Source organism: Roseimaritima multifibrata, from assembly GCF_007741495.1.
GTDB classification, from domain to species: domain Bacteria; phylum Planctomycetota; class Planctomycetia; order Pirellulales; family Pirellulaceae; genus Roseimaritima; species Roseimaritima multifibrata.
Genome location: NZ_CP036262.1, coordinates 6,782,684 through 6,797,912, shown reverse-complemented (window position 1 = coordinate 6,797,912; position 15,229 = coordinate 6,782,684). Strand labels below are relative to the sequence as shown.

Sequence of the window (15,229 nt, the reverse complement as noted above, 5' to 3'; positions counted from 1 at the left end):
GTGTAAGCCAACGGAAACCTAGCGAGCGTGCGCACAAAAGCCCAGCGGGCGACAGACAAGGGTGGTTCTGTCGCCCGCTGGGCTTTCCTTTTCGCGATACCCACTCCGGCGGCTTGCACCGCCGGCAAGTATCTGCCGCCCTCCGGGCTACATGTTCCGCCCTTTCCGGACAGCCTTACGGCTGCGAGATCAGTTGGTACGGCGGGGCTTGCTCGGTCAGGACGGGAAAACGAAACTCCGTCACTTCGCCGATCAGATCTTTGCGGCGGTTTTTTAGGTCGTCCAAAAAGGCTTGTCTTTCATCGCCGTAAGCTCGTTCAGCGTACTGGTAGCTGGCAATGCTTTTCTTGTCCGCTGATCGCGTGTAAACAAAAATGTTGTACTCAGCGATGTCGCCTTGCCATGTTGCAAAATCGATACCGTGGCTGAGTCCGTCGTCGCTTTGCCAAAGTTTATAAGGGGCCTGTGGATTGATTTTTTGTAAAGCTTCTGCGGCTCCTTGAGCGACGGTGGCAGGATCGACGTTAATTGGCTGGTCGCGAACGGCGATCATTTGGGTCCAGCGTTCTAGCGTTTCGCCATCGGGGATGTATTCGTTAAGGGTTCCCGTCGAATCATTCTTGTCGACAAAACGGAGTGAGAAAGTCAGGTCGTTAAATCGCAGCGAAGTCGGTTCAGGCGTTCGTGGAGTCTCATCGACCTCGACAAACGGTGACTCGACGATGGGGCTTTCCTGAGGGCTTTCGACTTCGGCGATCAGGGGGTCGCCGGGGCTGGGGGCATCGCTGAAGGCTTGGGTCGACACGACGGTCGCTTCGGTTTGCAATTTTGCCTCGGTTTGCAGTTTCGCCTGTTCGATAGCGGCCGATCCGCCCAGCACCGCAACAAATGCCAGCAAGCAGACGACGCCAACGGTCAGGACAATCGGGCTAATAAAGAGGACCAATAAGGCGATGATGATCCAGTTTCGTCGAGGCTTAGCGGGGGACGAAACGGGTTGAGTTTCCGGAGGCATTGGATGGTTCATAGAAGTTCTTGACCGCGCAGGATGGAGGGGTGGAGGCACCCAGACAGATACTCGCTATGCAAACCTACGTCATCAGGCCCGAGAGTCAAATTGGAATCATGTCGCGGCTTGCAGACCAAACCCAAAGCATGGTGGTGGTTCGCCTTTTCGGGGCGGATCGATCGTGGTCGTTCGTCGGCCCCATCGTGTTCGCTCGCCCCTTCACAATGGAAACCTCAAACGTAGGATGGAGCTGGATTTGAAGGCGGGACCATCGCCAAACTTGTTCCAGTACCGATGGAGGTCCCGAAAGGGAAAATAGCGAAAAAGTAGCGTTCCCTGTTCCGCTGGAACGATTCTCTCTTCAGCCGAGACCGAATCCGTTAGAGGTTCTTGTATGGCAAACATGATTCACACATTTGATGAAGCCTACCAATTTGTTTTGAAGAACAAGGTCTGTACAGTTTTCGGCAGCCGAGGATCCCCGCATCCTTCCTTGTGGGGCAGTACAGATTTGTCCGAAGAGAAACCGAAAGCGGGGGGCTGGAGTCCGAAGGTGAAAGCGGTTTGGGATTGGAAGACGCGGATTCCTCAGACCTACCCCGACGAGGTGTTCTACGGAAAAATCCCAGGGGGCGATGCTGTGCTGATGGAAATGCAGTACTTCCGCGATGTTCACTACAAAGAGGCTTATCAGCCGGTAGGTGAACTGAATTCTCTTACGCAAGAAGTGTACGATTTCATCCGCTTGGAAGCATCGTTTACCGGACCACTGCGCAAGCGAGCCATCGCCAGTCTGGCGTGTACAAAGAGTCAATTCGATACGGCGCTTAAGAACTTGCAGGTCAGTCTGAACATCGTGCGCTCGAACGATCCAGCCCTCAAAAACGATTTCTGGATAACCATGCGCGAGATGCACCTGGAAATCGTGCAGCAACACGAACGCGATGGCTTGCTGCCATCATAAAGTGTTAAGAGCGTCGTTTTAATTTGCAGGAGGTGTTTGGCGACCGCGACAAGTGTCGTCGGTAGCTTGGTAAGCTTCGCGGGCGCAGGTCGCGCATTTGCGGGGGGGCGACCGAGTATCACGAACGCAAAAGTTAGCGCCGTTCGCGGGCAAAGCAAGGTGTGAGACATTGCCCGCTAATAACACGAATTTCGCGAATGGATGCGCCAGGTTGCCCTAGCTGGAAACGAAGGGAGCGGGGTGATGTTTTCGAATGAAATGCACCAGCACCCGGGCCGTGCTTGCAAAGCTAAGGGCATTAGCGCCCTGATCGGATGTTCTCAGGTTCCAGTCAGGTTCGGGCAAGCAACGATGTCATCTCCTTGCTGCATTCAATGTAAGTCGCAGGGGCCGCTCGCTGGGCAAGGCAATGCACAAAAAAAGGACTCAGGTCAATCGACCTAAGTCCTTTTTCTGTATTAAGTACCGGAGGTGGGACTTGAACCCACACTGGTTTGCACCAACTGGATTTTGAATCCAGCGCGTCTGCCAATTCCGCCACTCCGGCTTAATTTGGTCCAGAGTATCCCTAGGTTTCTTGCGTTTGACAAGCCCCCTCTGTTTGCCTGAAAAACTTGCGTTTTTGTGGGCCTTTTAGGGGAAGGCGTATCGCCTTTGGTTTGTAAATTCGCCCGCTGGTGCCAAAGCCTGTGGCCTTGGGCGTTAGCCCAGTGCCAGTTGGTTTCGTAGCGGTACGGCGCGAGCCGTCCGGCCATTGCCTTGGATGCCCCGCGTATTTGCCGGGCGGCTTGCGCCGCTCCGCTAAGAAATTCGCCCGCTGCTGCTCAAAGCCTGTGGCCTAGGCGTTTGCGTTTTCGAATTCGGTGATCTTGGCTTCGTGCTCTAGTGTCAGCGCGATGTCGTCTAGACCGTTCATCAGGCAGTGGCGACGGTAGGGTTCGACTTCGAATTTGCGTTCGAATCCCTGGTTGTCGGTGATGGTTTGCGTTTCTAGGTCGACGGTGATTTGATAAGGCGACTGCGCCTTCGTTTTTTCAAAAAGGATGTCGATGTCGGCTTCGGAAAGCGTGATCGGCAACAGCCCGTTCTTGAAACAGTTGTTGAAGAAAATGTCCGCAAACGATGGGGCGATGACGCAGCGAATTCCGAAATCGTCCAACGCCCATACCGCGTGCTCGCGGCTGCTGCCGTTGCCGAAGTTGCGGCGAGTCACCAGGACGGATGCCCCTTTGACGTCGACTTGATTCAGTTCGAAGGTTGGGTTCGGAGTCTTGCCGTCCTCTTCGTAACGCCAATCGAAAAAGAGGAATTCTCCAAAGCCGGTCCGTTCAATTCGCTTCAGGAACTGCTTGGGAATGATCTGGTCGGTGTCGACGTTGGCGCGGTCCATGGTGGCGACCACACCGGTGTGAATGGTGAAATTTTGCATGGGTTTGCTTGAGTGCTGGTGATGTGTGGGAAGGCTGGGACTGTCGCGGACGATTAGGACTGGTATTTCCAGTCGCGGATGTCGACGAAGTGCCCGCTGACGGCGGCGGCTGCGGCCATGGCGGGACTGACCAGGTGAGTCCGTCCGCCTTTGCCTTGGCGACCTTCGAAGTTGCGGTTGCTGGTACTAGCACAGCGTTCGCCCGGTTCCAGTTTGTCCGGGTTCATCGCCAAGCACATGCTGCAACCGGCTTCTCGCCAGTCGAATCCGGCCTCTTTGAAGATCTGGTCCAGGCCCTCTTTCTCGGCTTGACGCTTAACCTGTCCGCTGCCGGGGACAACCATTGCGTTTACCGAATCGCTGACATGATGCCCTTTGGCGACCGCTGCGGCGGCTCGCAGGTCTTCGATGCGGGCGTTGGTGCACGATCCGATGAAGACTCGGTTGATGGAAACATCGGTCAGCCGAGTGCCGGCCTCTAGTCCCATGTATTCAAGCGCGTTTGCGGTCGTTTTCTGTTCGGTTGGATCGCTGAAGTCCGAGGGGTTGGGCGTCGAGTCGGTGACGCTGCGAACTTGACCGGGGTTGGTTCCCCAGGTCACTTGCGGCTGGATGTCACTTCCCTGGAAGGTTCTGGAAAGATCGTATTGAGCTCCGGCATCGCTGGGAAGCTGTTTCCATTTGGCAACCGCCGCATCAAAGGCAGCGCCTTGCGGGGCTTGCGGGCGACCTTTCAGATAATCAAAAGTCGTTTGGTCGGGGGCGATCATGCCGGCTCGAGCTCCCGCTTCGATCGACATGTTGCAAACGGTCATCCGTTCTTCCATCGACAGTGCGGTCATGCAGTCGCCGGTGAATTCCAGCACGTATCCGGTGCCGCCAGCGGTTCCGATCTGGCCGATCAGATAGAGGATCATGTCCTTGGCGGTCACGCCCGGAGCAAGTTCCCCGTCGACGCGCAGTTCGAACGTTTTGGGTTTGTACTGAAGCAGCGTCTGGGTTGCCAAAACGTGTTCGACTTCACTGGTGCCGATTCCGAAGGCAAGGGAACCAAAGGCACCGTGCGTGGCGGTGTGGCTGTCGCCGCAGACGATCGTCATGCCTGGCTGGGTGTAGCCGTTTTCGGGGCCGATGACGTGGACGATTCCCTGGCGGACGTCGTCGATGTCGAAGAGCTGAACGTCAAATTCCGAGCAGTTTTTCCGCAGGGTTTCGATTTGGATCTTGGCGATCGGGTCGGCGATGGGGAGCGAGCGATCGGAGGTCGGGACGTTATGGTCCGGAGTCGCGATGGTGCGTTCGGGGCGGCGGACGGTGCGGTTGTTGATCCGCAGTCCTTCAAACGCCTGAGGGCTGGTGACTTCGTGGACTAAATGGAGGTCGATGTACAGGATCGCCTGTTTTCCGGGTTCGGAATGAACAACGTGGTTGTTCCAGATCTTTTCGAACATCGTCTGCGGAGAGCCCGCAGGGGCTGTCGAGTCACTCATTGCAAGTCAGCGTCGGAAAACGCGTCAGTTTGAGGGGGAGGAAAGGGAATCTCTGCAAAAACAGCAAAGGGATTTTAAGATCCCGGCCGGTTCGCAGAAGCTTAGTTTAACCGCCATTGCCTATTAACCAAAGGTCTAGCAATTTGGCTTCGGCTGAGCGTGAGTTTTTCCGGCCCTGTGATGCTCCCGTGGCTCCCTCTTTCCAAGACGACGGGAATTCCTCGTCTCGGAGAGACGGGAAATCTATAAGTTGCCGGATAGGATTGTCGGACAAACAAGTGGCGGCGTTCGGATTGTCGCTCGGCTCTCAAAGAAAAACTGGCTCCCCTCGCCCTCAAAACAAGCTCTCTTAAAACAGTTTTGATATTGGAGCAACGGTTCGTTAGCTGGTCCAATCGACGGCAATTCAAAGGCTTGTTTTGGGGGAGAGGGGCTGGGGGAGAGGGGGCCGACAGGGGTAGGGCAAGGCGTGGCAGAACCGCTTGAAGTGCGGGACGTTAACGGGCCGTCGCTGCAAAATTGCCTCGCGAAAACTCCCCCCCTCCCCCAGCCCCTCTCCCCCCAAGCAAGCTTCGCCAAATCAAACAAAAAGGCAGAGATCACGTAATGAACGAGCCAAGATTTCTTCTGCAACTAGGAGCTTGCTTAGGGGCGAGGGGAGCCAGTTTTTCTTTGAGAACCGAGCGACATTGATGGTTCCGCTAGGATTCAAATCTTGCAGTAATAAAATCGCACGTCTCGGAGAGACGCGGCTACGCTTTGCCCGTAGCTCCCTCTTTCCAAGACGGCGGGAATTCCGCGTCTCGGAGAGACGCGGCTACGTTACTTGACAGGCTTGGTTATCGCAGCCACTGGACTAGGGTTCGCACCATGGCTCCGGTGCCGCCTGCGTCCTGTTCGGGGGTGGCGGAGTCCGCGAAGGCGGGGCCGGCGATATCCATGTGCAGCCAAGGGGTGTCGCCCACAAAGGCTTCCAGGAACTTGGCGGCGGTGATCGATCCGCCCCAACGTCCATCGCCGACGTTTTTCAGGTCGGCGACTTTGCTGCGAACTTGCTCGTCAAAGAAACTGTGCATCGGCAGCGGCCAGACGTGTTCCCCGACCTCTTTGGCGGCCGTTTGGATTTCGCTTTGAAGGGCATCGTTGTTGCCCATCAGACCGACGATTTTCGTGCCAAGGGCAACCAGGCAGGCTCCGGTGAGAGTCGCCAAATCGACGATTGAGGCTGGGTTGCCTTCGTTGGCGACATCCAAAACGTCCGCCAAAACGACTCGTCCTTCGGCGTCGGTATTGTGAATTTCGATCGTTTTTCCGCTGCGGGAGCGAATCACGTCGCCCAGCCGATAGTTGTCGCCGTCCAGCATGTTTTCGGCCAATCCCATGTATCCAACAACGTTACAGGGGAGTTTCAGTTGAGCGATGCACTGTAGGACTCCGAGGACCGTTGCCGCTCCTGCCATGTCCATTTTCATGTCCAGCATGGAGGGGCTGGGCTTGAGAGACAGCCCGCCGCTGTCAAATGTGACCCCTTTTCCAACCAGTGCCACAGGGGCGTCTTTGTTGTCGGGGGCACCGTTGTAGGTGATTTTGACCAAGCGAGGAGGATGGACCGAGCCGCGGCCGACGGCCAGGATCGCTTGGCAGTTTTCTTCTTCAAGTTTCTTTTCGTCCCAGATTTCGATCGCCAGCCCGCATTCGTCGGCGACCGTTTTGGCTCGCTGGGCAAAGGTTTCGGGGTAGATCACGTTTCCAGGTTCGTTGACCAATCGGCGGGTCAGGTTGACCGAATTGCCCAGGATTTGGCCGCTGCGAACGGCGGCTTCGTCGGCTCCTACCAGGGTGACGGTTTTTGGGGCCATCAGTTTTGGTTCGGCCAGGTAGATCCCTTGTCCGTTCGATCCGGCACACGCTCCGGCGACAAAGGCTTCCACGAATTCGGGTGCCCAGCCGGCGGTTAAGGTGACACCGATTTGGTCCCGTTGGCGATCGGACAGTGTTTTCAGGCTGATCGCACCCAGACGGTACGCTTGTTCGACGGAAAGTTCTTCGGTTTTGCCAGTAGCGATAACCAGAGCGGCCGCGTGGTCGGAGGTTTCGGGAAGCGGAACCAGCGTCGTCTTGCCAGATTTTGAAGAGATGTCGCCCGCTTTGACGGCTCGGCTGAGAACGTTTCCAGCTTGTTGATCGATGGTTTGAGCAGACTTTGAAAGCTGCCCATCGGCATCGATTCCCAGCACGATACAATCACTGGGGAGAACGTTTGGGCTGGTTTTGAATTCCATGATCTATCGATTTGAAGGTGCGAGCAAAATGAGAAAAATCTTAGGTGGCATGACCGAGGCCGTTTGACCGCCATTCTAGCGCTCTTGCCCGCTTTGTTCTATCGTGCGGCGGGTGGAATGGAGGCAATTATTGTTCGTTGCCAATATTGTTCGTTACTAATGAAGCCATTTTATGAAACATCGTAGTACCCGTGACGCCGTGGAAGATTTGCGTCGTGGCGGTTATTTGATCGAGTGTTCCGATTCGGTCGATCCGAATTTGGAGATCGCCGAAATCCAACGCCGCGTCTACGCGTCGGGTGGGCCCGCGGTTCTGTTCACGAACGTGAAGGGCTGCCGGTTTCCGATGGTTTCCAATCTTTTTGGTTCGCTGGAGCAGGCTCGCTATCTGTTTCGCGATACGCTGGAATCGGTTCGGCGGTTGATTGAATTGAAGATCGATCCGCCTGCGCTCGCGCGTCGCCCGTGGCGATATGCGGGGTCGCCGTTGACCGCGATTCGTATGCTGCCTCGCTATCGGCGAAGTGGGCCGGTCAAGGCGAATCAGTGCCAACTATCTGAATTGCCGCAGCTGAAGTGTTGGCCCGATGACGGTGGAGCGTTTGTGACCTTGCCGCAGGTTCTTTCCGCCGACCCGGTATCGCCCGATGTGTTGATGAAATGCAATCTGGGAATGTACCGAGTCCAGTTGTCGGGGAATGAATACGATCCCCAGCATGAGGTCGGGCTGCACTACCAGATCCAGCGTGGGATCGGAGTCCATCATCAGCACGCCGCTGCTAAGAATCAGGCTCTGCCCGTATCGATCAACGTCGGTGGGACGCCGGCGATGACGTTGGCCGCAGTGATGCCATTGCCTGAAGGTTTAGGCGAACTGACGTTTGCAGGAGCCCTTTCGGGACGCCGCGTCGGAATGTTGCGAGACGGAAAATCGGCTCCTTTTTATGCCGATGCCGATTTTTCGATCGTGGGCGAAATCGATCCTCAAGCAACCAAGCCGGAGGGGCCTTTTGGGGACCATCTGGGCTATTACAGCTTGCAGCATCCCTTTCCTGTAATGAAAGTTCGCTCCGTTTATCATCGCAAGGATGCGATCTGGCCTTTCACGGTCGTGGGGCGGCCGCCGCAGGAAGATACAACGTTTGGGCAGTTGATTCACGAATTGACCGGCCCGATTATCCCGACGGTATTGCCGGGAGTGAAAGGGGTTCACGCAGTCGACGCGGCAGGGGTCCATCCATTGTTGATGGCGGTCGGCAGCGAACGCTACATGCCGTTCTCGCGGGCCGCAGAGCCGCAGGAATTGCTGATTCAAGCGAATGCGATTCTTGGGAACGGTCAGTTGTCGCTGGCCAAGTATTTGATGATCGTCAATGAAGCGGACGATCCGGAATTGGATGTCGATGATTGCGGTGCCGTCCTGCAGCACTTGTTGCAGCGAATCGATTGGCGGCGGGATTTGCATTTCCAGACGCGAACGACGATCGATACGCTTGATTACAGCGGAGACGGTTTGAATCGCGGGTCGAAGGTGATTCTGGCGGCAACCGGACCGGTTCGTCGTGAATTACCGACTGAGGTTCCGAGCGGTCTGGTGCTGCCCGATGGGTTCTCCAACCCGCAGGTGGTTGCTCCCGGGGTTTTGGCGATCGAGGGCCCGCGGTGTGTTGCTGGCGATCGGTTGTATCGAGATGCGATGGTCGGGTTTGTCGCTTCACAGACGGTGGGCGGGCCTCTGGATGCTTTTCCGTGGGTGACGGTTTGCGACGATTCGCGGTTTGCGGCAGCTGGTTTGAAGAATTGGTTGTGGGTTACTTTTACGCGAAGCAATCCGGCGGTCGATATCTATGGGGTTGCAGAGGGGATTCGGGACAAGCATTGGGGCTGCCGCGGAGCGCTGGTGGTGGATGCTAGGACCAAGACGCATCATGCGCCTCCGCTTATGGAGGACCCCGACACGACGCGCCAAGTCGATGCGCGGGCGACGCGTGGGGACGCATTGGCAAAGTATTTGTAATGCCGGTAGCATGTGGCCGATCAGGTTCTTAAGCCTTGAATCGTTATCGCTTTGAACCGTTATCTTTGGGTGGATTGTTAGATGTCTCGTATTGCAAAACTGTTTGCGGATCCCCATCCCGTCGCACTGGTTACCGGTAGCGGAGCTCCACGCGTTGGCAATGTGATTGCTCGACATTTAGCATCGCTGGGTTGCCGCATCGTGATCCATGCCAATTCCAGTATGGAAGCGGCAGAACGGACGGCCAGCGAATTGCGATCGGAGGGCGTTGAAACGATCGTCGTTCAAGCGTCGATCGAAAAATCCGAGCAGGTTGAGCGGATGATCGAGGAGGTGGTGGAGACGTTTGGACGGCTGGACATTCTTGTCAACAGTGCCGCGATCTGGGAACCGAAGCGACTCGAAGACGTAACGCCGGAGGACGTGCGGCGATACTTCGAAGTGAACACGCTGGGGACTTTTGTAGCGGCTCGATCGGCGGGCCTGCAGATGGTGACTCAGCCGAAGGGTGGAGTCATCATCAATATCGGTGACTGGGGTTTGGTCCGTCCCTACTTAGACCACGCGGCCTATTTTCCCAGCAAAGGGGCGATCGAAGGGATGACGAGGTCGCTGGCGGTCGAGCTTGCCGAACGTAACCGTGCGGTCCGAGTAAACTGCATTCATCCCGGGCCGGTGTTGTTGGGGGACGATTTGCCTACGGCAACGCAAGCTGCCGTGATGGGTAGCACACTGCTGAAGCGAGTCGGGACGCCGGAGCACGTTGCACACGCGGTGCAGTTTCTGGTCGAAAACGATTTCGTAACCGGAGCGGCGATCCCCGTCGACGGAGGCCGCACGATCTACGCCGACGACGGTCTGCAAACCAAGCACAAGATCGGGTAGTGGCGCCTTTGGTTCCGCGAAAGAACGTCCTTTTGGAGCTGCTTTCGCGGGGGATGTGGAATTTTTAACTGACGAAAGTCCGGCTCCCCTCTCCCCCAAAACAAGCCTTTGAGTCGCGGTCAACTGAACTAGCTAGCGAACAGTTGATTCAATATCAAACCTGTTTTAAACGCGCTTGTTTTGAGGGCGAGGGGGGCAAGATTTTCGCCGCTAATTCTTTCGTGGAGCGAAAGGCGACACTAGGTCACTGCTTCGCCGATGACGGCTTTTCCGACCCAGGGCTGGAGCGCCGTGGGGACTTTGATCGAGCCGTCGGCTTGCTGGTTGTTTTCGATGATGGCGATCATCGTTCGGCCCGTTGCGACGGCGGTTCCGTTTAGCGTGTGGGCGAACTGCGTCCCTTTTTGACCCGCCGTTTTGAACCGGATGTTTAATCGACGCGATTGGTAATCGGTGCAGTTGCTGGTGCTGGTGATTTCTCCCCACTCTCCGTTTTCGCCACGTCCAGGCATCCACGCCTCGAGGTCGTACTTGCGGTAGGCTGGTCCGCCCAGGTCGCCGCTGGCGGTGTCGATGATTCGGAAGGGGATCTCCAGGGCGTCGTATAGTTCGCATTCGATCTGGCGAAGTTCTTCGTGCATTTGGTCGCTTGCTTCGGGCGACGTGAAGGCGAACATTTCGACTTTGCTGAACTGGTGGACTCGGTACAGCCCTTTTGACGCGCGGCCCGCGGCGCCAGCTTCGGTGCGGAAGCAGTGGCTCAGCCCGCAAAGTTTCAGTGGTAGTTCGTCGGCCTGCATCGTTTGCCCTGATAACATGCCTCCCAGGGTGATTTCTGCGGTCGCGACCAAGTTCAGTTCGGTGTTTTCGATCGAATAAATCTGAGTCTCGGGGCCGCGGGGTTGGAATCCGGTCCCTTTGAGGATTTCGGTCAGGGCAACGTCGGGGGTCGAAACGGGCGTGAAGCCTCGATCGCTGAGGAAGGCGACCGCAAATTGCTGAAGCGCAAGGTCTAGGCGGACCGCGTCGTTTTTGAGGAAGTAGAAGCCGGCGCCCGCAACACGAGCTCCCGCCTCGAAATCGAGCATGTCGTGACGTTCGGCCAGTTCCAGGTGATCGAGCGGTTTGAAATCGAATGTCGGTTTCGGAGTTTTGCCGAACCCTTGTTCGGTGGCATCCTCTTCGCCGCCGGTCGGTGCGTCCGGATGCGTCAGGTTGGGGATGGCTCGCTGGATTTCCAGGATTTGTTCTTCCAGTGCATCGGTCTGTTTCTGAGCCGTGTCTTTGGCTTCGCGTAGTTCGCGACCGCGGTCGATGAACTGCTGCCGTTCGTCGTTGTCCTTGGCTTTGCCGATCTGCTTGCTGACTTCGTTGGCCTGACGGTTTAGTTCTTGGGCTTCTTTAAGTTTCTCCAGTCGCTCCGTTTCCAGTTGGACCAATTTCGGGACGTCGCACTTCACGCCTCGTCGAGTGCAGTTGGCAGTGACGGCGTCGGCGTTTTCAAGAATGTATTTACGGTCAAGCATCGGAAAAAAATCGTCTAGAGGGGAAAGGCCGAAGGGCGTATCGATGAGTTGCTAGATTGTTTACTGCAACGAGAGTTTTGGGTGATTGGTTCTTGTGCAAGCTGGTAAGCCTGCAGGTCGTCGGTTTCGTGACGGGCAGCCGTTTTAATCGTTTGTCGCCTTTCGCTCCGCGAAAGGCGACATTTAAAGGCGACATTTAATAAGGTTGCCGGTCTGTTAACGGTTTTGGTTCAGTGATCCGATTTGCTGCCATAGGTGGGCACTCGCTTTGATCCCGCGATGGTAGTCTGCCAAGCAGAACTTTTCGTTGGGGCTATGCGCGTTATCGTCATTCAGTCCCCATCCCAGTAGTAAACAATCGGCACCAAGGGTCTCTTGGAACTTTTGCACGATGGGGATCGATCCCCCTTCGCGGATCAGGACCGGTGGTTTACCGAAGGCGGCTTCGAGGGCGGTTTGGGCCGCTGCGATGAAGGGGCTTTTCAGGTTCGCGACCATCCCGGGGGCTCCGTGATCGGGCGTGATTTTTGTGGTGACTCCCACGGGCGTGTGCTGGGCAACGTGGGCTTCGAGTGCTTCGGCGATTTTTTGAGGGTCTTGGTTGGGGACCAATCGGAAGCTCAGTTTTGCCGATGCGGTCGCCGGGATAATGGTTTTGGCTCCAGGCCCTTGGTGACCACATGTCAGGCCGTTGACGTCAAAGGTTGGTCGAGCCCATTTGCGTTCCAGCGTCGTGTAGCCCTTCTCGCCAGCTAGCTTGGCGACTCCGAGGGACCTTGCGAATTCGGCATCCTCGAAGGGAAGGCTGGCGAACTGCTGCCGTTCTTCGTCGGTCAGTGGTTGGACGTCGTCGTAGAAACCGGGCAGCTGGATCTGGCCGTCGTCGTTGATCATCGAAGCGATCAGTTTGCTGAGGGCGATCCCCGGATTCATTACCGCACCACCAAATGAGCCGCTGTGCAGGTCTTGGCTGGGGCCGAAGACCTTCAGTTCAAACGTGGTGATGCCTCGCAGCCCATAGGTGATGGCGGGCTGGCCCGGCGCAAACTGGCTGCTGTCGCTGATCACGACCACGTCGCAGGCAAGTTTGTCCGCCAATTCGGGAAGCATGCGTTCCAGGTTCTCGCTGCCGACTTCCTCTTCGCCCTCGATCAGGAATTTGATTTGCAGCGGCAGGGGCTGGCCCGTTTCCAGCAGGCGAAGGACCGCTTGGACGTGCGTCAGGACTTGTCCCTTGTCGTCGGTTGCTCCGCGAGCGTAGATGTTTCCGTCCCGGATGTCGGGTTCGAAAGCGGGGGAATCCCACAAATCGAGTGGTTCTGGAGGCTGGACATCGTAGTGACCGTAGACGAGTGCGACGGGGGCTCCCGGGACCGGCGGGGTGGTGGCGTAGACCAGAGGATGCCCTTGGGTTTCGATCCATTCGGTCTGAAGTCCCGCATTTCGCAGCAGATCGGCCACCCACTGGCCGGCTTCGCGAACCTCTTTTTTAGCCTTTGGGTCACTGCTAACGCTGGGAATCCGCAGCCATTCGATCAAATCTTCCGTATGAGCCTGTTGGTGCGAATCAAGCAGAGTGTCTATGGTGTTAGAGGTCACGTGAGTCTGCCGGTTGAGGGAAAAATGCGGAATGTAGTGGAAATGCCACTTTCAGCGATTGTTTTTCACAAATCGGTGATGCCGGAAATGAAAAGAACGCTGGTTTATTGAGTCGTATTAGCGCTACAATATAGCCTTGTTACGAATCGAGGCTACGTCGCTCCCCTCGGGAGGATGGGCCTAGACTGAACTGTATTAGTCGATGTTGGTTGTTTTGGAATTTAGGAAGGATGCTTGATCATGAAAGAATCTCAAGCCGCTGTATTGGAACCACCCGCCGAGCGAGAACAACAGTCTCGCCGTCAGCGTACGGCTCCTAAACGGCAACCTCGGTATAATGTGATCCTGTGGGATGATACCGATCATTCCTATGACTACGTAATCATGATGTTACGTGAGCTGTTTGGGCACCCTCGCGAACGAGGGATGCAAATGGCCAAAGAAGTCGATTCCTCCGGGCGTGTGATTTGCATGACCACGACGATGGAATTGGCCGAATTGAAGAGAGACCAGATCCACGCTTATGGAGCGGACGGTGGTGTGACTCGCTGCAAAGGCAGTATGAGTGCATCCATCGAGCCGGTTCCTGAATAAACCGGTACCAAAGTAGACCGTAAATTATGTCGGCAAAGATGCGAACCGTGACCTTGGGGTGCAAGGTCAACCAGTACGAAACCGAACTTGTTCGTCAAGGCTTAAGCCGCATCGGATTCGATGATGCGGAGGGTGATGAACAGGCGGATGTCTGTATCGTGAATACCTGCACGGTCACGTCCGAGGGGGATTCTAAAAGCCGGCAAATGATTCGCCGATTGGCCAGAAGGAATCCGGATTCTCGCATCGTCGTCATGGGCTGCTACGCAACCCGGGCCCCTGAGGAGGTCGCCAGCCTTCCTAACGTAGTCGACGTGGTCACCGATAAACGCGAGTTGCCAGATTTGATGACTCGCTTTGGCGTCGTTGACGTTCCCACGGGGCTGGACGGTTTTTCCGGTCGCCAGCGAGCGTACGTGAAGGTTCAGGATGGCTGCCTGCTTCGCTGCAGTTACTGCATTATCCCGATGGTTCGCCCCGAACTGACCAGTCGGCCCAAGCAGCACATCGTCGAAGAAGTTCAGCGATTGGTTCAGGCGGGGCATCACGAAGTCGTTCTGACGGGGATTCACCTTGGTCATTACGGCGTCGATTGGAATCGAGACAAACCCAAGGAAGAGTGGGTTCGCTTGGCGCATCTGGTCCGCGAATTAGCCGAACTGCCTGGCAATTTTCGGATTCGCCTAAGCAGTATCGAAGCGACGGAAGTGACTCGCGAACTGATCGAAGTCATGACCGATTATCCCGAGCGGATCGCGCCCCACATGCACGTCTGTTTGCAAAGCGGGAGTGATTCCGTCCTGCGGCGCATGCGTCGTCGTTGGGGGACGCGAATGTTCTTGGATCGTTGCCAGATGTTGCAGGACGCGCTGGATCAGCCCGCGCTGACAACCGATGTGATCGTCGGCTTCCCCGGGGAAACGGACGAGGAGTTTGAGCAGACGTTGGAAACATGTCGCAAGGCTCGGTTCTCCAAGGTGCACGTCTTTCCTTACAGCCAGCGGCGAGGGACTCCCGCAGCCGAAATGGAAGATCAGGTCGATAAGGAAGTGCAAGCGGAACGTGTCCAGCGGTTGTTGGCGTTGGAGGCGGACCTTCGCCAAGATTATTTCAAATCGCTGCATGGCCGGACGGTGCAGGCGATCGTGGAATCGACACGCGGGTTAACCGGAATTGGCCAAGTCGAAGACAACGAGTGGGTCATGCGAGGAACCAGTTGTCGTTTTGCACCCGTCGAATTCTTCGCCTCGCAGCCAGTCCAAAGAGGAACGCTGGTCAACCTAAAGGTTGTCGATGCAACTTCCGAAAAATTGGTCGGTCTGCCCGTGTAGGGGGCCTTTCGCCTCTGAGCAGTGACTCTTTTAGTGTCGCCTTTCGCTCGGGACGTGCGATATATAAATGAAGAAAGTCTGGCTCCCCTCGCCCCTAAGCGAG

11 protein-coding genes and 1 tRNA gene are annotated in these 15,229 nt (G+C 56.3%); 5 read left to right on the top strand and 7 right to left on the bottom strand.

What is annotated here, in order from left to right:
* Positions 1 to 175 precede the first annotated feature (175 nt).
* A complete protein-coding gene (locus tag FF011L_RS24585; RefSeq protein ID WP_145354580.1) occupies positions 176 to 1,015 on the bottom strand; it encodes a hypothetical protein in 840 nt (279 codons plus the stop codon).
* Positions 1,016 to 1,412: 397 nt separating this feature from the next.
* Here FF011L_RS24585 and FF011L_RS24580 point away from each other — a divergent pair, with 397 nt between their 5' ends.
* Positions 1,413 to 1,973 carry an AlkZ-related protein gene (locus FF011L_RS24580; RefSeq protein ID WP_145355904.1) on the top strand — a complete coding sequence of 187 codons (561 nt, stop codon included), beginning with the start codon at positions 1,413 to 1,415 and terminating at the stop codon, positions 1,971 to 1,973.
* A 463-nt stretch (positions 1,974 to 2,436) separates the two neighbouring features.
* Here the strand turns inward: FF011L_RS24580 and FF011L_RS24575 are convergent.
* The 4 genes from FF011L_RS24575 to FF011L_RS24560 all read right to left on the bottom strand — a co-directional run bounded on the left by FF011L_RS24575 (position 2,437) and on the right by FF011L_RS24560 (position 7,174).
* Positions 2,437 to 2,520 (bottom strand) — tRNA-Leu (locus tag FF011L_RS24575).
* Positions 2,521 to 2,811: 291 nt separating this feature from the next.
* Entirely contained in the window at positions 2,812 to 3,402 is a 591-nt protein-coding gene (gene leuD / locus FF011L_RS24570) for a 3-isopropylmalate dehydratase small subunit (protein WP_145354579.1), read from the bottom strand.
* A 53-nt stretch (positions 3,403 to 3,455) separates the two neighbouring features.
* Positions 3,456 to 4,892, bottom strand: coding sequence for a 3-isopropylmalate dehydratase large subunit (gene leuC / locus FF011L_RS24565; protein WP_145354578.1), 1,437 nt, complete (start codon positions 4,890 to 4,892; stop codon positions 3,456 to 3,458).
* An 839-nt stretch (positions 4,893 to 5,731) separates the two neighbouring features.
* On the bottom strand, positions 5,732 to 7,174 hold the full coding sequence (locus tag FF011L_RS24560; RefSeq protein ID WP_145354577.1) for a leucyl aminopeptidase: 1,443 nt from the start codon (positions 7,172 to 7,174) through the stop codon (positions 5,732 to 5,734).
* A 172-nt stretch (positions 7,175 to 7,346) separates the two neighbouring features.
* Here FF011L_RS24560 and FF011L_RS24555 point away from each other — a divergent pair, with 172 nt between their 5' ends.
* Together FF011L_RS24555 and FF011L_RS24550 are read left to right on the top strand one after the other, a co-directional pair.
* On the top strand, positions 7,347 to 9,191 hold the full coding sequence (locus tag FF011L_RS24555; RefSeq protein ID WP_145354576.1) for a UbiD family decarboxylase: 1,845 nt from the start codon (positions 7,347 to 7,349) through the stop codon (positions 9,189 to 9,191).
* Positions 9,192 to 9,272: 81 nt separating this feature from the next.
* Positions 9,273 to 10,076: an SDR family NAD(P)-dependent oxidoreductase gene (locus FF011L_RS24550; protein ID WP_145354575.1), complete on the top strand. Its 804-nt coding sequence runs from the start codon at positions 9,273 to 9,275 to the stop codon at positions 10,074 to 10,076.
* 239 nt (positions 10,077 to 10,315) lie between these two features.
* Here FF011L_RS24550 and serS read toward each other — a convergent pair whose 3' ends face one another.
* Together serS and FF011L_RS24540 are read right to left on the bottom strand one after the other, a co-directional pair.
* Positions 10,316 to 11,602: a serine--tRNA ligase gene (serS, locus tag FF011L_RS24545; protein ID WP_145354574.1), complete on the bottom strand. Its 1,287-nt coding sequence runs from the start codon at positions 11,600 to 11,602 to the stop codon at positions 10,316 to 10,318.
* Positions 11,603 to 11,818: 216 nt separating this feature from the next.
* Positions 11,819 to 13,201, bottom strand: a complete 1,383-nt coding sequence (locus FF011L_RS24540; protein WP_246109609.1) for a dipeptidase — start codon at positions 13,199 to 13,201, stop codon at positions 11,819 to 11,821.
* A 240-nt stretch (positions 13,202 to 13,441) separates the two neighbouring features.
* Between FF011L_RS24540 and FF011L_RS24535 the strand changes: the two genes are divergently transcribed.
* Both FF011L_RS24535 and mtaB read left to right on the top strand, forming a co-directional pair.
* Entirely contained in the window at positions 13,442 to 13,795 is a 354-nt protein-coding gene (locus FF011L_RS24535; protein ID WP_145354572.1) for an ATP-dependent Clp protease adaptor ClpS, read from the top strand.
* Between the two features lie 38 nt (positions 13,796 to 13,833).
* Entirely contained in the window at positions 13,834 to 15,126 is a 1,293-nt protein-coding gene (mtaB, locus tag FF011L_RS24530) for a tRNA (N(6)-L-threonylcarbamoyladenosine(37)-C(2))-methylthiotransferase MtaB (protein WP_246109608.1), read from the top strand.
* The last annotated feature ends 103 nt before the right edge of the window (positions 15,127 to 15,229 follow it).